The following is a 14,881-nucleotide window of genomic DNA, read 5'->3' as shown; positions in this document are numbered from 1 at the left end:
ACCGCGCTAGCGTGCGCCGCTCCGGATGATCCTCTGGAATGCATCGCCGAGAATCACCGGCTCGCGCGGCGGAAGATAGGTCAGTCCGGCGGACCGACCGAGATTCGCCAGGGCCCCGGAGCCGTCGAGCTCCGTCAATGCCTTGTCGACCGATGTGATGAGCTCGGCCGAACTGGCCAGCCCGACATAACCTCGGTTCACGCCGATCGGATAGCTGTAGCCCGACCCGCCGAGCTTGGTGTCGGGATGAGCCGCCCGATACGCATCGAAACGTCTGCTATCGAGCAGGGTCGCGTCGAACTTGCCCTGTTCGAGCGCGCCGAGCAGATCGTCCCGCGCCGGAATCAAATGAGTGATGTCGTCGATCAGCCGTCCCTTGTCGAACGTCATCAGGATGGCATCCGCCAACGTGCCGCTCTCGATTGCCAGCCGCAGCCCGGCCAGATCGCCGATGTCGGTGATCGGGCGCGGTTTCGCGGACGGTCCAAGAACGACGGTCAGTGTTGAGAACATATACGGCTTGCTCGGCATCAGCGTGCCGAGCGGAACACGGCGACGGCGGTCGTCGCGCGTGGCGCCATCGAAGTCCGGCAGCTTGGCCGTCTTGACGCCCGGCGCAACCAAACCGTCCTGCGTGAACGCATAGCTGCCGAGCAACGAACAGCGTCCGTCCGATAGCAGTGCATTCGCCTCCAGCGCTGGACTGGAATCTTCGTCCAATTTGCTTTCGTACCACTGGATCTCGAGCTTCCTGCCGAGGCGATCGGCGATCGCCTGACCGAGCAGGACATCGAAGCCGCCGCCGGGCTTGCCACGATGATGGACCGAGAGCGGCGGAAGATTTTCGTCGAGGCAGATGCGCAGCACGTCGTCAGCGGCTGAAGCCGCTGACGACACCGTCGAAATCATCAAGGCGGCCAACCAACAGCAGAGATGGCGCATCACTGCGCTCTCCGGCTCGAAACGTAGGCCCACAGCGCGGTGATCTCGTCATCGCTGAGAATGTCGCCCCAGGGCGGCATGCGGCCGTTCTTGCCCTGCTTCACCGTGGTGACGAAACGAGGCTGGTCATCGGGAAACCGGCGCAGGTCGGGCGTCACAGTGCCGGAGTTCACCATGTTGGGCCCGTGGCAGTGCGAGCACTTCTGAGCGAACGTCGTCTTGCCGAGGTCGACCTGGCTGTGTGCAGCGCTGCCATCTTGTTGTTGGGCGAGGGCGGTCGTCGATGGCACGGCCAAAGTCGCCATGACGGCGGCGAAGGCCGCCGCCGTTCTCATGAACATGGTCTGTCTCACGGGCGATCCGCACTCAATTCTTGACCGCGAAGACCCACAACGAGCCGCCTGCCGGAACGTTGGCGAGGCGCTCGTCACCGGAGAACAGCGAGTAGACGCCGCCGTAGCCGGAGGTGACAGCGACATACTGCACGCCGTCCTGCTGCCAGGTGACGGGCTGGCCCTCGATGCCGGAGCCGGTCTGGAACTGCCACAGCTTCTTGCCGCTGTCGGCGTCGAAAGCTTCGAACTCGCCGGTCAGCTTGCCCGAGAACACCACGCCGCCTGCCGTGGACAGCACGCCGGAGAAGCGCGGGATGTCGCTCGGCTGCTCCCACTTGGTCTTGCCGGTCATCGGATCGATGGCCTTGAGCTGACCGCGCGGCCCTTCCGGCCAATCCCACAGATCCGTCAGGTCCATGCCGAGGTACCACTCGCCGGCCTTGTAGGTCGCAGGCTCGGTCTTGTAGTGACCGCCGAACACGAGCGTATTGGCATAGGCCAATCCCGTTTGCGGATTGAACGACATCGGCTCCCAGTTCTTGCCGCCGAGAATCGACGGATAGACCGTGACCTTCTTGCCCTCGCGCGCATCACGCGTCACGTCGGTCTCGACCGGCTTCCCGGTCTTCAGGTCGATGCTGGAGGCCCAGTTCACCTTCACATAGGGGTTGGCCGCGAGCAGCTTCCCATTGGTGCGATCGAGCACGTAGAAGAAGCCATTGCGGTTGGCGTTCATCAGCACCTTGGTCGGCTTGCCCTCGACGTTCATGTCGGCGAGCACCATCTCCGCGACCGCGTCGTAGTCGAACGGATTGTTCGGCGAGAACTGGAAGTGCCACTTCATCTTGCCGGTCTTCGGATCGAGCGCGAGCACCGAGCAGGTGTAGAGGTTGTCGCCCGGGCGCACCGCCGCGTTGAACGGTCCGGGATTACCGACGCCCCAGAACACGGTGTTCTGCTCGGGATCGTAGGAGCCGGTGATCCAGGTCGAGCCGCCGCCCAGCTTCCAGGTGTCGCCCTTCCAGGTGTCGCCGCCGGGTTCATCCGGGCTCGGGACCGTGTGCGTGCGCCACAAATGCTTGCCCGTCGCGGGATCCCAACCATCGATGAAGCCGCGGGTGCCGAACTCGGCGCCGGAGATGCCCGTCAAAACGACGCCGTCGGCCACCAGCGGCGCGACGGTCATCGAGTAGCCTTCCTTGATATCGGCGGCTTTCTGGCGCCACAGCTCCTTGCCGGTTTTGGCATCGAGCGCAATCACGTTGGCATCGAGCGTCGTCCGGAACACCTTGCCGTCGTACAGTGCGGCGCCGCGATTGATGATGCCGCAGCAGACCACGCGCGGCGTCTCGGCGGGATAGTCGATCTTGCTCTTCCAGATCTGCTTGCCGGTCTTGGCGTCGACGGCCATCGTCGCATTGTGGGTCGTGACGTACAGCACGCCCTGATAGACCAGCGGCTGCGATTCTTCACTGCGATCATCGGCGAAACTGTAGTTCCAGACCGGGACCAGGTTTTTGGCGTTGTCCTTGTTGATCTGGGTGAGCGGGCTGAACCGCTGCAGATTGTAGCCCATGCCGTAGTTGAGGACGTTTGCCGTATCAGTTGCACCCTTGACCAACTGATCGGCGCTCTGCGCGCTTGCACCATGTGATGCAAAAATGGCGAGGCCTGCGGCCAGCGCGATCCGCTTCATTCATTTCCTCCGAGATTTTTATGCGCGCCTATTCTGACGCTGCGGGAACAACACTCCCCTCGAAATCAGGAACCGTCAATACGAAAAGGTGGCAACGACCCTCGTCTCATCGGGAAGCCTTCCTCGTTCGATTCGGACGGAACAGCCAAGCCGTTGTCGCTGCTCGCTGATCGAGTTCGGCATGATGGCACCGCTCCTATGCTGCGTTGCGGCATGAAGATTGCTTCACTGCATCATGCCGGGACAACAGAGGAGTAGGCGGATGAGACGAACCATCCTTTGGCTCGGCATGCTTTGTTGCCTTTGGGTGAGTGCGAGTGCGCGTGATCTCGGTCAGTGGGGAGCGGTCGATCCTGCATTGCGTCAATGGTACGAGGCGTTGATGCAGCCCGATGTCCCGACGGCATCATGCTGCGGTGAGGCCGACGCCTACTTTGCCGATGAGATCCATGTCCGCGACGGCAAGACCTATGTCATCATCACCGATGACCGTCCCGATGAGCCGCGTGGCCGTCCGCACATCGATGTCGGTACCGAAATCGAGGTCCCCGATCACAAGCTGAAGTGGGACAAGGGAAATCCGACGGGGCACGGCATCATCTTCCTGAGCCGCAATCGATATGTGTTCTGCTATGTGCAGCCGGGCGGTGCGTGAGCGAAGCTGCCGTCCCGCTCAGGGGGCACGTCCTACGAGGATTGAGGCGGAACGGCGTCCAGCCAGGCGGCTGGATTTTTGTTTCGTTCAATCGATCGCCAACCGCTGGGAAATGCTCCACGGTTGCGGAGCCTTGCGTTCCACCTGATGCGGTCCTAGCTTCGACGTCGGCGCGAGCAATGCGTCAGTCAATGATAGTCGAACTTGGGAGCTTGAAATGGCCTGGAAGACACCGAAGATCGTCGAAGTGCCGGTTGGCATGGAAATCAACATGTACGCCTGTGCGGCGCGCAAGTAGCGCGTAGCGGTCTGCCAAGCCACGAAGAGCAAAATTTGCTTCGGACTGGCTTGGCGGATCCATTCTGCAGACGACCCGCGAGATCGTCCCGGCGACCGGCCTCTCGGCCGATCGGGTATGACGGGCACACCGCCGAACGTTGGTGACGGCCTGAGGACCGTCCAAGGATCAAACGTCCTGCGTGTCGAAGATATACAGATCGACGCCGCCATCGGCGAAGTTGGGCAGATCGCCCGCCGCCGCCTTGCCTTCGGCAGAGCCCATTCCCGCCTGCAGCGCCTGCATCGAATCGAATACCAGGGTGGCAACGAGGTGGATGTTGGTGGCGCCCGTCGGCCCATTCACGGGGCCGCGGCTGATATCGTAGCTCTTCAGGCCGGGAATCTTCTTCGCCAGCGGCACGTGGACGTTCATGTAGTGTTTGTCGAACGCCTCGGCGCTCTTGGGGGTCTTGTAGAGTACGAGAACCTTGGGCATCTGCTTCCTCCGCATTCGCTCTTTTTGAGGTCGATCGACCGAGTCCATTGCAGCCGATCTGCCGGTTCGGATCAAGCGTCAGGGCCGGCTTGGCCCGGGGATGGTCGTTCCAGCCTTGGTTCCGCTGGATAATTTGTTGCGCAAAGAGAAACTGATGCAGCCGGATGTCGTAGTTTCAGGTACGTTGCTTCAGGCTTATCGAAGGACAACGAGCCATGAGCCCCATCGATCTCGTCATCACCGTCTGCGCAGTCCTGTCTCCGGCCACCTGCGAGGAGCAGCATCTCGTTTTCGCAGATGGCGGCGCCTCTCTGCAGCAATGCGCGATGAAGGCGCCGCCCTACATCGCGCAGTGGATCGGCGAGCACCCGAAATGGACGGCAGTGCGGTGGCGCTGCGAATATCCGCACACCAACGACAAGGCCTGAGGCCGGCCTGGCCGTCGGCACGCTGGCTGCCTACTTCGTGCACTCTTTGAGGTCCTTGTCCGCGACCGAGATCACGGCGTCGGCCTTGATGTCGAGGCCGCGTACGACGCACTGCCGCTCGCCGGCATAGCTCACCTTGGCGTCGTAGCGCCCAGGCTCGATGCCGGTGAGCTTCAGCCGTTCGTCGTGATCGAGCTCCTTGTCCTTGTCGCTCAGCGTCTGGTTCGGACCCCAGTTGTTCTGGCCGGCCGGAGAGAGCTGAAAGCCGGTCATCGTTGCGGTGGTCAGATTCCAGAGCCGGATGCCCTTGCTTTGTGCGACGGCTGCGAGCGGCATGGCGAACAGAATGGTTGCCGTCACGGCGAGTCCGCGTTTCATGGCATTTCCCTGGGTTTCCGATGTCCTTTGATTGCCATGACTATGACACGGAAAAATCCAGTCGCGCCAGATCGGCCTTGGTCGCCGCAACGGTGTCGTTGTTGCGCTGCGCGCGCGGCAGGTCGATCGGGACGGCATGCAGCAGACGGGCGGGGCGCGAGGATAGCAGGAAGATCCGGTCGCCGAGCCGCGCCGCGTCGTCCATGCTGTGCGTGACCAGGAGCGTGATCATCGGCCTGTTGGCCACCAGCGTCGCAATCTCCTCGCGCAGCCGCGCGGCGAGCGCGTCGTCGAGCGAAGCCAGCGGCTCATCCAGGATGAGGAAATCCGGCTCGACCGCAAAGGCGCGCGCCAGCGCGACGCGGCGGGCGAGGCCGAGCGACAACTCGCCTGGAAAATGGCTGCGATGTCCCTCGAGCTCGAGCACGCCGAAGATCGCGGCCAGCCTGTCCTCGGCGACACCGGGCGCTGCCAGCCGGACGTTGTCCTCCACCGATCGCCACGGCAGCAGCCGCGGCTCCTGGAACACCATCGCCAGCCGGGCTCCCTCAGGCCGCGATACCTGGCCCTGATAGTCGTTGTCCAGACCGGCGAGGATCCGCAGCATCGTGCTCTTGCCGCACCCGGAGGGGCCGACGACGACGCCGACCTCGCCCCGCTGCAGCGCAAAGGCAATGCCCGCAATCACCTCCTGGCGCTTGCCATTGGCGCTGGTGAAGCTCTTCGACCTGATATCGACCTCAAGCCGCACGGAGCCGCCACCTCGATGCGCGCTGCTCGAACGGCTGGACGATGACGGCCTCGATCACCAGCACCACGGCAGCAAAGCTGAGCGAGTAGGCGAGCAGCAGCGGAATGTCGAACAGCTGGAAGGCGACGCCGATCTCGAAGCCGATGCCGTTGGGCCGTCCGAGCAGTTCGGCCACCAGCACGATCTTCCAGACCAATGAAAGGCCGGAGCGCGCGGCAGCCGCAATATAAGGTGCGAGCTGCGGCAGCAGGACGTGGCGGAGGATGCGTCCGCGCGAAAAGGCAAACACCTTGGCCATCTCGTCGAGCGATGGATCGAGCGCGCGGGCGCCTTCACGCAGGGTGACGACGGCGGTCGGCAGCTTGTTGATCGCGATCGCCGCGATCGCAGCGACCTCAGTGAGACCGGCCCAGATATAGGCGAGCACGATCACCACCAACGCCGGCAGATTGAGCAGCAGGATCAGCCAGGGATCGCCGAGGCGGTTGGCGAGCTGGCTGCGCCCCATCAAAAAGCCGATTGCCGAGCCGAGTGTCATCGACAGAGTGAAGGCGAGGGCGACGCGGGCGAGCGTTGCGCCGAGATGTAGAAATAGCGCGCCGGACCGCGCCTCCGCCACCGCAACCGCAAGCACGGCCGATGGCAATGGCAGCTTGGCGCTGCCGGCGACAGCCGCGGCAATCCACCAGGTGGCGAGCAGAAGCGCAAAGGACAACAGCCGCAGCACTAATCCCTCGCATCCGCCCTGTAGTAGGTGCCGGGACTGAGCTCAGTCGCGGGGCCGACCAGATCGCGACCGCCGATCGAGGCGAGAACGCCGTAGAGAACGCGGGCGTCGGCCTCTTCCTCGGCCACCGGCCGGCGCGGAATACCTTCGCGATAGCGGTCGCGATAGGCGCGCAAGGTGGCGTCGTCCTGTGCGCCGGTCAGCGGGGCGATCGTTTGCCAGTCGGCGTCGGAAGTCGCCAGGATCTCCTTGGCCTTGGCCGTGACGGTTAGGAAGCGTGCGACGAGATCGCGATGCTTGGCGGCCCAGTCCTCGTCGAAGACATAGCCGATCATCGCGGTGCGGCCCTTGGCGCCGAATGGCGGCAGCAGGTCCTCGACCCCGGCAAGCCGGCGGAAGCCCTTGGCCTCCAGGGCCGCGCAGAAATTCCAGAAGTTCAAGCCCGCATCCATCTCGCCGTCGGCCAGCTTGGCGGCCAGCAGCGGCGGTGCCCCATAGGTGATGGTTGCCTGCGATTTCAGATCGACGCCGTCGCGCTTGAGCGTGGCCTGCAGCAGCAGCCAGCTCTTGTCGAGCGGGCCGCCGGCCACCGCGAGCTTGCGTCCCTTCAGATCGGAAAGTGTCTTGATCGGTGAGGTCGCCGGCACCATCACGGCGCCGAGCGCGCTCGAATAGGGATAGAAGGTCAGCTTGGCGCCGAGCGCACGCTCGCGCGACACCCACAGCCAGTCCGATACCATGATGTCGGCATTGCCGGCACGCAACGCGATCTTGCCGGCCTCCGGGCTCGCAAGCTCGACCGCATCGATCGCGATATCCGCCTGTTTGTCCAGCTGGCGGGCGCGGATCACGGCCAGCTCCCAGGCGAAGGTGCCGGTCTTCTGCACTGCAACCTTGACGGTCTCGGCGGCGCAGCATGCCGTGACCGGCAGCAGGGCGCAGGCGACAATCGCCATCAACAAACGACCGATCTGCGTCATGAGCCCGTCTGCATTTCCTCGAGATGTGTTCTTTTCAGCCTCATTCTCTTAGCATAGCTTCGGCTGCGATGCCGCGGAGGACTGTGATGCGTAGTGCTGTTCCGGTAGGACCGATTGTCGCCACCCTCATTGCCATGATCGCGCTGCGCGGGTCGGCTCACGCCGAGGATCTCAACGACTATCCGACCTCTGCGCGGGCCGAATATGTGTTCGGCTGCATGAAGGCCAATGGCGAGACCCGGGAGGCGATCGCGCAGTGCTCCTGCTCGATCGACGTGATCGCCTCGATCCTTCCCTATGAGCGCTACGTCACGGCCGAGACCGTCCTCAGCATGTCCCAGGTGCACAGCACTCTCGGCACCCAGTTCCGCACGTCCGAGCAGGCCGCCACCGCGCTGAACGATCTCCGTCGGGCGCAGGCCGAAGCCGAAGTGAGATGCTTCTGAAGCGCTGCCGCTCTGCCGCATCAAGTTCCTGAGCCGTCGGCCGGCCAGTCGTGCTCGAACACGTGGCCCTGCGTATCCTTCGCTTCCGCACGGAATTGCTTGGCGCCGTTCGACACGTAGGTGAAGCGGATATTGGGATCCTCCGAGATCGAGATGCCGCCTTCGACCGACAGCACCAGGCTGCCGTCCTGCGACAGCGTCAGCCGGTCGATGAAGAAGGCCGGAATGTAGAGCTGCGTCACCTGGTCCATCTGGAGCCCGGAATTGTTGGGATGCCCGACCATGACCTGCGCTTCGCGGATGCCGCTCGTGGCGCCGTCGCTGCTTTGCGTGAACTGCCGGTAGCGCATCTGGCCGATGCGCGCCTTGGCCTCGTCCGGATTCTTCGCCGCAGGGGCCGAGCAGCCTCCGGAAGCCTTGACGAAGGTCTTGACCACATAGAGCTGACCATCCGTCAACTCGGCCACCGCATGCACATCCGTGTAGTTGTTGACGCGGACCCGCGTCGAGATCGCGGTCACATTGGCGTCCGCGCCGAGCGTGAACTTGGCCGCCATCGGTGCGGGATTTTGGTCGATCACCAGCGTGATGGTCTTGATGCGGCGCTCGTCGGCGGGCGACAGTTTGCTGCGCAGGGTGACCGGAACCACCGAGGCATCCTCGGCGCGCGTCGGCATCTCGATCGACAGCACATTGCTGCCGTCCTGCATCGCCTTGTTGTTGAAGATGTCCTGGACTAGTCCCGGCCAGGGATCGTAACCATCAGCGGCCTTCGCAGGTGCGAAGGCAAACGCGAGGCATGCCCCGAGAAGCAGGGTGGACGGCAGGTGGAGCCGGATCATGGCGCAATCCTCCTCGGGCAGTCGGGTGAATTAACGATCATAGCGCGTCGCCGCCCTCATTCCCATTCCATTTCCGAGAATGCCGCAGTCGCGTTGCGGGCATTGTAGTCGTCGAACAGCTCCCATTTGCCGCGCTCCGATCCGGCGGCCCCAGCGGCGTCCGCGATCGGCTTGCCCGCCTTGATCAGCCCGCGAACGTCGTGGGCCAATATGTCGAGGTAGCGACGCTCGTCGCTGAGCGCCAGTGGCCACGGGCTGACAGGGCCATGGCCCGGGACGACGCGCTCGGCCGGGATGGTCGCGAGCGCGGTCATGTCGGAAATCCAGCCACGCAGGCTGCCATCCATCACCGGGATGTGACGCAGGAATACGAGATCGCCGGCGAACAAGGTCCGGCTCCGGTCATCATAGACGGACAGGTCGCAGTCGCTATGCGCGGTGCTCCAGGCCTTGAGCGTGAGGGTACGGCCGCCGAGGTCGAGCATCATCTCGTCGTCCACGAGGATCGACGGGGCGACGAGACGGACCTCGTCGATCAGCTCGGCGCCCATCAGGCGCCGGAACGCCTCGATGTAGTGCGGTCCGCGCAATGCAAGCGCGCGCGGCAGGTTCTTGGCGCCGACGAAGCGCGTGCCGTCGCCCTCGAATGCCGCGTTGCCGAATGCGTGATCCGGATGGGCGTGGGTGTTGATGACGTAGCGCACGGGCTTGGCGGTACGGGCGCGGATCGCAGCCAGCAGCGCGCGGCCTTCGCGGACGCTGCCGCCGGTGTCGATCACGGCGACCGCGTCGTTGCCGACGATGAAACCGACATTGGCGATGGCGCCCTCGTTCGCCGCGTTCATCAGCGCGGTCTGGCCGATGTGAACGAACACGCCGGGCGCGATCTCGCTGACCTCGAGTTCCGGCGGCATGGCAAGAGCGGCGCTGCCGAGCGCCAGCGCCCCCCAGGCGGTGATCGCGATGATCAGTCGTTTCACCATCGGCTTGCCTTGCTCGCGTGAGAGGTGTGCGTCAGACGATGGACGTTGCGGTGCAGCAATGGGTCAACTCTTCGCGATGACGGCGGCTGTTGCACCGGAGCGGCCGGCGGCCTAGCATTTTCAAAAATACCGCGATGCGTTCGATAGGGATGGAAATACGGATGACGAAGCGTCACAAACTTGCCTGCTCGCTGGCCGTTGCCGCGGGGCTCACTCTGCTCGGACCGGCCGCCGCTTTCGCGCAGAGCAATGATGGCCTGGACCTGTCGATCGAGCTGGTCGATCCCAAGGTGCTCAGGGTCTGCGCCGATCCGCGCAACCTGCCGTTCTCGAACGAGAAGGGCGACGGCTTCGAGAACAAGCTGGCCGAGTTCTTTGCCGCCAAGCTGCAGAAGAAGGTGGACTACACGTTCTTCCCGCAGGCCACCGGATTCGTGCGCATGACGCTGGGCTCGCACCGCTGCGACGTGATCATGGGCTTTCCCCAAGGGGACGACCTGGTGCAGAGCACCAGTCCCTACTACCGGACGGCCTACGCGATCGTGACCAAGCCGGGCTCCGATCTCGCCGACGTGACGACGCTGGAGGACGCCAAGCTCAAGGGCAAGCATATCGGCATCGTGGCGGGCACGCCGCCGGCGACCAACATGGCGCTGGCCGGGCTGATGCCGACCGCAAAGCCCTACCCGCTGATGATCGACACCCGCGTCGATTCGTCGGCGGAGGCGATGATCAACGATCTGAAGTCCGGCGATATCGATGCCGGCGTGCTGTGGGGCCCGATGGCCGGGTACTACGCCAAGCAGGCGAGCCCGCAGCTGCACGTGACGCCGCTGGTGAAAGAGACCAGCGGGCCGAAGCTGATCTATCGCATCGCCATGGGCGTCCGTGGCGCGGACCAGAACTGGCGCCGTCAGCTCAACAGGCTGATCCAGGAGAACCAGGGTGAGATCAACAAGATCCTGCTGGACTTCGGGGTGCCGCTGCTGGACGAGAGCAATCATCTGATCACCGCCGAGGCTGCGGCGAAGACATCGCCATGATCGTTCGGCTCGCCGCGGCGGCGTTGGCAGGCGTGCTGCTGATCGCCGCGGCGGTGCGAGCCGATGATCTCGTGCCGGAGCCGGACAGCTACCGGACCGAGAACTACCGCGCGCCGGTGCCGACGACCCTGGCCGGTGCGCGCGTGCTGTCGACGCGGGAGACCGAGGCGATCTGGCGCGCAAAATCGGCCGCCTTCGTCGATGTTCTGCCGCGCCCGCCCAAGCCGAAGAATCTGCCGGCAGGGACGGTGTGGCGCGAGCAGCCGCGCCTGGACATTCCCGGCAGCATGTGGCTGCCCGATACCGGCTATGGTGTGCTGGCGCCCCAGACTGAGGACTATCTGAAGCGCGGGCTGGCGCACGCGTCGGGCGGCGACCTCGGTCGTCTGCTCGTGTTCTACTGCCTCGAAGACTGCTGGATGTCGTGGAATGCCGCCAGGCGCGCGCTGACCTATGGCTATCGCAACGTCGCCTGGTATCCCGACGGGACCGACGGCTGGAGCCGCTCCGACCTGCCGCTGCAGCAGACGCAGCCTGAGCCGCGGCCTGAGGAGTGAGCGGGGAGGGCGGCGAGAGCGCATCAAAACGCCTACTCCATGTCCTGCTGGATCTCCCGGGCCAGCGCGAACAGGCGCTGGTCGATTGCGGTCGGCACCTCGCAGACGAACTTCATCACGCGACGCCGATCCTCGAAGATGCGCGTCTCCCAGTTCAACTGGTTGGTCATTTCCTCGACCTTGGCCTGATCCGGCGCGGCGCTGCTCTGCATCTCCTGCAGCTTGATCGTGTCGCCGCGCACTTTGTCGACGGCCTCGCGCTGCTTGCGCATGACGCGCTCGAGGCCGTTCATGACCGATGTCCGCTGCGCGTTCAGCGTGTCGAACAGCCCGACGAACAGCAGCTTGCCCTTGCGTGTCTTCTCCTCGGACGTTCCGGTCAGGAAATCGGCCACGTCCTTCTGCGCCTGCTCCAGCGGGATACGGCGCGCGGCAAGCTTGGCGACGAGCTCGGCCACCTTCGCATCGTCCTTCCAGCTCGCGCCGATATCGTCGATCGGCGGGCCGGACCACACCGCCGCGATGGAGATTTCCGGCACCTTGGCCTGCGGGCAGGGCCAATCCGGATAGCGCGGATCGGCGGCTTGCGCAGCACTGGCCGACGCAGCGATGGCGACGGCCGCCAGTATCGTTCTCGACCTCATGCCTCGCCTCCGGGACCACGCCTGACAAAACCCCGCGACGGATCATAGGCCAGGATCGCGCCGATCATGAATACGGCGGTGCAGCCGCCGACCACCGCGAGCGAAACCCAGTTCAGCTTGCCGTACAGCGCAAAGCGGATGAGCTCGACCGCGTGGGTGAAGGGGTTGGCTTCGCAGAGATAAGCCAGCCAGGGACTGCCTTCCTCGACCCGCCAGAGCGGGTAGAGCGCCGATGAGGCGAAGAACATCGGGAAGATTACGAAGTTCATGACGCCGGCGAAATTCTCGAGCTGCTTGATGCCGGAGGAAATCAGCATGCCCAGCGCGCCGAGCATCAGGCCGGACAGGATCAGCGCCGGCAGCACCGTCAGATAGCCCATCGGCGGCGGGGTGATGTCCCAGAACCAGGCGATGGCGAGAAACGCATAGACCTGCAGCACCGAGACGGCGGTGCCGGCGAGCAGCTTGCAGAACAGGAGATAGCCGCGCGGCAGCGGGCTCACCAGCAAGGTGCGCATGTTGCCCATCTCGCGGTCATAGACCATCGACAGCGACGACTGCATGCCGTTGAACAACTGGATCATCGCCATCAGGCCGGGTGCGATATAGACCTCATAAAGGATGTAGGTCTCGTACGGCGGAATGATCGAGATGCCCAGCACCTGGCGGAAGCCGGCGGCGAAGATGAACAGCCAGACCAGCGGCCGCACCAGCGCCGAGACGAAGCGCTCGCGCTGATGCAGGAAGCGCAGGCCCTCGCGCCAGACGATGCCGGTGAGGCAAGTGATGTATTCGCCGGCCGAGAAGCCGCTGCGTGTGGGTGGGGGGGCGTGCACGGTGGTGACGGTCATGGCTCGGAGCTCCGCGCCGGACTGGCCTGGGTCGTCAGCCGCGCGAACGCCGCGTTGACGTCGGTCGCACCGGCCTCGGCAATGACCTGCGGCACGGGCCCGCGCGCCAGCACGCGGCCTTGATGCAGCACGACGAGATCGTCGGTCGCGGCGATCTCATCGAACAGATGCGTCGCCCAGAGCACGCCGATGCCTTGCTCGGCGACGAGCTGACGGACGTGACCGACGATGTCGGCGCGGGCCTTGACGTCGAGGCCGACGGTGGCCTCGTCGAGCAGCAAGAGGCGCGGCCGGTGCAGCAGGGCGCGAGCAATCTCCAGCCGGCGCATCTGGCCGCCGGAGAGGTCGCGCACCTTGCTGCCGGCGCGGTCGGCGAGGCCGATGCGCGCCAGCAGCTCCTCGCTGCGCGCGCGGGCCTCGCGGCGCGAGATGCCGTGCAGCGCGGCGTGGTAAAGCAGGTTCTGGGTCAGCGACAGATCGAGATCGAGCGTGCGCGGCTGGAACACGACGCCGAGCAGCCGCAGCGCCTCGCCCGGCGTCCGGCCGATGTCATGGCCGAAAATGCCGATCTGGCCGGTCTGCACCGCGAACAGCCGCGTGATGAGCGAGAACAGCGTGCTCTTGCCGGCGCCGTTGAGGCCGAGCAGGGCGGTGAAGCTCGCAGGCTGGACGGCGAAGCTGACGTCGTTCAGCGCCTTGCGTGCACCGTAGGAATGGCTGACGCCGGCGATCGACAGCGCCGGGACCTGCTCGGGCGCCGTCTGCGATGCAGAGCCTGTCGAGTCGAGAGCGGGGGCGTTTTGCGTCGTCATGGCTGTGCAATCGTGATGCCCCAGGGCAGCTCGCCGACCTGGATGGTCTTGATCACCTTCTGCGCGGCGACGTCGATCACCGAGACGTCGTTGGAGACGCCGTTGGTGACGAGCAGATATTTCTCGTCCGGCGTGAACTCCATGTGCCAGACGCGCTGGCCGACCAGGAGATACTTCTTCACCTCGTGGGTGGCGCCGTCGACGACGGCGATACGGTTGGCCGGGCCGAGCGCGACGAAGCCGGTCTTGCCGTCCTTGGTGAGCCCGATGCCGACCGGCTGGATCGCCTCGCTGCGCAGGCCGGGGACGGCGAACTTGATCTTGCCGGTGACCTCACGCTTGGCCGGATCGATGATCGAGACGGTGCCGCCGATTTCGGCGGACACCCACAGCTCCGAGCCGTCGCTCTTGAACTCGGCATAGCGCGGCCGCGCATCGACCAGCACGTTGGCGACGATCTTGCGGGTCGCCGTGTCGATGAAATGCGCCATGTTGGTGGTTTCAGAGGTGCAGATCAGGATCTTGCCGTCCGGGCTGAGCATCATGCCCTCCGGCTCGACGCCGACCTGGACGTCGCCGATGCGGACGCGCTTCTCGAGGTCGAGCACCGTGACGGTGTTGTCGTTCTCGTTGGCGACATAGAGCGTCTTGCCGGCGGCGTCCTGCGCGAACAGCTCGGGATCGGGGCCGGAGGGCAGGGTATCCACCACCTCCATCTTCTTGGCATCGATCACCTGAATGGTGTCGTCATCGCCGACCGCGACCATCACGAACTTGCCGTCGCGCGTGAACGCGATGCCGCGCGGCCGCTGGCCGACCTTGATGGTCTTGGTGACCGTCCAGGTGTCGGTGTCCATGACGGAGACGGTGTTGCCTTTTTCGTTGGAGACGAAGGCGACGTAGGCGAAGGCGGGGGCTGCATGGGCCATGACGAGTGCGGCGATGAGCAAGCTGACTGCTGTGCCGAAGCGCTTGCAAAGCTGCGATCGCCCTTCGGGACGCGCGTGTGCGGAAGGCTCCACACCAGCACGCATGT

General features: G+C 64.7%; 20 protein-coding genes. 6 read left to right on the top strand and 14 right to left on the bottom strand.

The features are described 5' to 3' along the window. Positions 1–6: 6 nt before the first annotated feature. Genes QX126_RS00160 through QX126_RS00150 form a run of 3 tightly spaced genes read right to left on the bottom strand, consistent with a single transcriptional unit; the run spans position 7 to position 2,973 of the window. A complete protein-coding gene (locus tag QX126_RS00160) occupies positions 7–942 on the bottom strand; it encodes a transporter substrate-binding domain-containing protein (RefSeq protein ID WP_315741266.1) in 936 nt (311 codons plus the stop codon). Then, positions 942–1,283 (bottom strand): cytochrome c, encoded by a 342-nt coding sequence (locus QX126_RS00155; RefSeq protein WP_315771598.1) that lies wholly within the window; start codon positions 1,281–1,283, stop codon positions 942–944. Before QX126_RS00155 ends, QX126_RS00160 begins: the two co-directional genes overlap by 1 nt. A gap of 25 nt (positions 1,284–1,308) precedes the next feature. Further along, positions 1,309–2,973 (bottom strand): methanol/ethanol family PQQ-dependent dehydrogenase, encoded by a 1,665-nt coding sequence (locus QX126_RS00150; protein WP_315741267.1) that lies wholly within the window; start codon positions 2,971–2,973, stop codon positions 1,309–1,311. Positions 2,974–3,355: 382 nt separating this feature from the next. On the opposite strand from QX126_RS00150, the gene QX126_RS00145 reads away from it, so the two are divergent. Together QX126_RS00145 and pqqA are read left to right on the top strand one after the other, a co-directional pair. Then, on the top strand, positions 3,356–3,628 hold the full coding sequence (locus QX126_RS00145; RefSeq protein ID WP_315778579.1) for a hypothetical protein: 273 nt from the start codon (positions 3,356–3,358) through the stop codon (positions 3,626–3,628). A gap of 217 nt (positions 3,629–3,845) precedes the next feature. Beyond that, positions 3,846–3,926: a pyrroloquinoline quinone precursor peptide PqqA gene (pqqA, locus tag QX126_RS00140; protein WP_009031067.1), complete on the top strand. Its 81-nt coding sequence runs from the start codon at positions 3,846–3,848 to the stop codon at positions 3,924–3,926. 168 nt (positions 3,927–4,094) lie between these two features. Here the strand turns inward: pqqA and QX126_RS00135 are convergent, their stop codons facing one another. Continuing rightward, on the bottom strand, positions 4,095–4,403 hold the full coding sequence (locus tag QX126_RS00135; protein WP_315741269.1) for an EthD family reductase: 309 nt from the start codon (positions 4,401–4,403) through the stop codon (positions 4,095–4,097). 215 nt (positions 4,404–4,618) lie between these two features. Between QX126_RS00135 and QX126_RS00130 the strand changes: the two genes are divergently transcribed. Continuing rightward, a complete protein-coding gene (locus QX126_RS00130; RefSeq protein ID WP_315741270.1) occupies positions 4,619–4,831 on the top strand; it encodes a hypothetical protein in 213 nt (70 codons plus the stop codon). Positions 4,832–4,861: 30 nt separating this feature from the next. Here QX126_RS00130 and QX126_RS00125 read toward each other — a convergent pair whose 3' ends face one another. The 4 genes from QX126_RS00125 to QX126_RS00110 are packed head-to-tail and all read right to left on the bottom strand — an operon-like array spanning position 4,862 to position 7,667. Continuing rightward, complete coding sequence (locus tag QX126_RS00125; protein ID WP_315756261.1) at positions 4,862–5,209, bottom strand: hypothetical protein; 348 nt, start codon at positions 5,207–5,209, stop codon at positions 4,862–4,864. A gap of 40 nt (positions 5,210–5,249) precedes the next feature. Then, positions 5,250–5,960, bottom strand: a complete 711-nt coding sequence (locus tag QX126_RS00120) for an ABC transporter ATP-binding protein (protein ID WP_315778577.1) — start codon at positions 5,958–5,960, stop codon at positions 5,250–5,252. After that, complete coding sequence (locus QX126_RS00115) at positions 5,950–6,687, bottom strand: ABC transporter permease (RefSeq protein WP_315713201.1); 738 nt, start codon at positions 6,685–6,687, stop codon at positions 5,950–5,952. Before QX126_RS00115 ends, QX126_RS00120 begins: the two co-directional genes overlap by 11 nt. Further along, positions 6,687–7,667 carry an ABC transporter substrate-binding protein gene (locus QX126_RS00110; protein ID WP_315778575.1) on the bottom strand — a complete coding sequence of 327 codons (981 nt, stop codon included), beginning with the start codon at positions 7,665–7,667 and terminating at the stop codon, positions 6,687–6,689. Before QX126_RS00110 ends, QX126_RS00115 begins: the two co-directional genes overlap by 1 nt. A gap of 86 nt (positions 7,668–7,753) precedes the next feature. Between QX126_RS00110 and QX126_RS00105 the strand changes: the two genes are divergently transcribed. Continuing rightward, positions 7,754–8,113: a hypothetical protein gene (locus QX126_RS00105; RefSeq protein ID WP_315771594.1), complete on the top strand. Its 360-nt coding sequence runs from the start codon at positions 7,754–7,756 to the stop codon at positions 8,111–8,113. Between the two features lie 20 nt (positions 8,114–8,133). Here QX126_RS00105 and QX126_RS00100 read toward each other — a convergent pair whose 3' ends face one another. After that, positions 8,134–8,955, bottom strand: coding sequence for a quinoprotein dehydrogenase-associated SoxYZ-like carrier (locus tag QX126_RS00100; RefSeq protein WP_315741276.1), 822 nt, complete (start codon positions 8,953–8,955; stop codon positions 8,134–8,136). Positions 8,956–9,011: 56 nt separating this feature from the next. Next, positions 9,012–9,938, bottom strand: coding sequence for a quinoprotein relay system zinc metallohydrolase 2 (locus tag QX126_RS00095; protein ID WP_315778573.1), 927 nt, complete (start codon positions 9,936–9,938; stop codon positions 9,012–9,014). Positions 9,939–10,099: 161 nt separating this feature from the next. Here QX126_RS00095 and QX126_RS00090 point away from each other — a divergent pair, with 161 nt between their 5' ends. Together QX126_RS00090 and QX126_RS00085 are read left to right on the top strand one after the other, a co-directional pair. Then, positions 10,100–10,981, top strand: coding sequence for a substrate-binding domain-containing protein (locus QX126_RS00090; protein WP_315778571.1), 882 nt, complete (start codon positions 10,100–10,102; stop codon positions 10,979–10,981). Then, on the top strand, positions 10,978–11,538 hold the full coding sequence (locus QX126_RS00085; protein ID WP_315778569.1) for a PQQ-dependent catabolism-associated CXXCW motif protein: 561 nt from the start codon (positions 10,978–10,980) through the stop codon (positions 11,536–11,538). Before QX126_RS00090 ends, QX126_RS00085 begins: the two co-directional genes overlap by 4 nt. A gap of 32 nt (positions 11,539–11,570) precedes the next feature. Here QX126_RS00085 and QX126_RS00080 read toward each other — a convergent pair whose 3' ends face one another. Genes QX126_RS00080 through QX126_RS00065 form a run of 4 tightly spaced genes read right to left on the bottom strand, consistent with a single transcriptional unit; the run spans position 11,571 to position 14,774 of the window. Next, positions 11,571–12,182 (bottom strand): hypothetical protein, encoded by a 612-nt coding sequence (locus tag QX126_RS00080; protein WP_315778567.1) that lies wholly within the window; start codon positions 12,180–12,182, stop codon positions 11,571–11,573. Beyond that, a complete protein-coding gene (locus QX126_RS00075) occupies positions 12,179–13,033 on the bottom strand; it encodes an ABC transporter permease (RefSeq protein WP_315741281.1) in 855 nt (284 codons plus the stop codon). The genes QX126_RS00080 and QX126_RS00075 overlap by 4 nt, the downstream gene beginning before the upstream one ends. Then, positions 13,030–13,845 carry an ABC transporter ATP-binding protein gene (locus QX126_RS00070; protein WP_315778566.1) on the bottom strand — a complete coding sequence of 272 codons (816 nt, stop codon included), beginning with the start codon at positions 13,843–13,845 and terminating at the stop codon, positions 13,030–13,032. Before QX126_RS00070 ends, QX126_RS00075 begins: the two co-directional genes overlap by 4 nt. Next, positions 13,842–14,774 (bottom strand): YVTN family beta-propeller repeat protein, encoded by a 933-nt coding sequence (locus tag QX126_RS00065; RefSeq protein ID WP_315779361.1) that lies wholly within the window; start codon positions 14,772–14,774, stop codon positions 13,842–13,844. Before QX126_RS00065 ends, QX126_RS00070 begins: the two co-directional genes overlap by 4 nt. Between the last annotated feature and the right edge of the window lie 107 nt (positions 14,775–14,881).

The organism is Bradyrhizobium sp. SZCCHNPS1003, assembly GCF_032381555.1.
In the GTDB taxonomy this organism is placed as follows: domain Bacteria; phylum Pseudomonadota; class Alphaproteobacteria; order Rhizobiales; family Xanthobacteraceae; genus Bradyrhizobium.
This window is presented reverse-complemented; position numbering and strand designations above follow the sequence as displayed.

Coding starts and splice junctions, on each gene's coding strand:
- QX126_RS00160 (WP_315741266.1), bottom strand. CDS start 942: ATGCGCCATCTCTGCTGTTGGTTGGCCGCCTTGATGATTTCGACGGTG.
- QX126_RS00155 (WP_315771598.1), bottom strand. CDS start 1,283: ATGTTCATGAGAACGGCGGCGGCCTTCGCCGCCGTCATGGCGACTTTG.
- QX126_RS00150 (WP_315741267.1), bottom strand. CDS start 2,973: ATGAAGCGGATCGCGCTGGCCGCAGGCCTCGCCATTTTTGCATCACAT.
- QX126_RS00145 (WP_315778579.1), top strand. CDS start 3,356: ATGCAGCCCGATGTCCCGACGGCATCATGCTGCGGTGAGGCCGACGCC.
- pqqA (WP_009031067.1), top strand. CDS start 3,846: ATGGCCTGGAAGACACCGAAGATCGTCGAAGTGCCGGTTGGCATGGAA.
- QX126_RS00135 (WP_315741269.1), bottom strand. CDS start 4,403: ATGCCCAAGGTTCTCGTACTCTACAAGACCCCCAAGAGCGCCGAGGCG.
- QX126_RS00130 (WP_315741270.1), top strand. CDS start 4,619: ATGAGCCCCATCGATCTCGTCATCACCGTCTGCGCAGTCCTGTCTCCG.
- QX126_RS00125 (WP_315756261.1), bottom strand. CDS start 5,209: ATGAAACGCGGACTCGCCGTGACGGCAACCATTCTGTTCGCCATGCCG.
- QX126_RS00110 (WP_315778575.1), bottom strand. CDS start 7,667: ATGACGCAGATCGGTCGTTTGTTGATGGCGATTGTCGCCTGCGCCCTG.
- QX126_RS00105 (WP_315771594.1), top strand. CDS start 7,754: ATGCGTAGTGCTGTTCCGGTAGGACCGATTGTCGCCACCCTCATTGCC.
- QX126_RS00100 (WP_315741276.1), bottom strand. CDS start 8,955: ATGATCCGGCTCCACCTGCCGTCCACCCTGCTTCTCGGGGCATGCCTC.
- QX126_RS00095 (WP_315778573.1), bottom strand. CDS start 9,938: ATGGTGAAACGACTGATCATCGCGATCACCGCCTGGGGGGCGCTGGCG.
- QX126_RS00090 (WP_315778571.1), top strand. CDS start 10,100: ATGACGAAGCGTCACAAACTTGCCTGCTCGCTGGCCGTTGCCGCGGGG.
- QX126_RS00085 (WP_315778569.1), top strand. CDS start 10,978: ATGATCGTTCGGCTCGCCGCGGCGGCGTTGGCAGGCGTGCTGCTGATC.
- QX126_RS00080 (WP_315778567.1), bottom strand. CDS start 12,182: ATGAGGTCGAGAACGATACTGGCGGCCGTCGCCATCGCTGCGTCGGCC.
- QX126_RS00075 (WP_315741281.1), bottom strand. CDS start 13,033: ATGACCGTCACCACCGTGCACGCCCCCCCACCCACACGCAGCGGCTTC.
- QX126_RS00070 (WP_315778566.1), bottom strand. CDS start 13,845: ATGACGACGCAAAACGCCCCCGCTCTCGACTCGACAGGCTCTGCATCG.
- QX126_RS00065 (WP_315779361.1), bottom strand. CDS start 14,774: ATGGCCCATGCAGCCCCCGCCTTCGCCTACGTCGCCTTCGTCTCCAAC.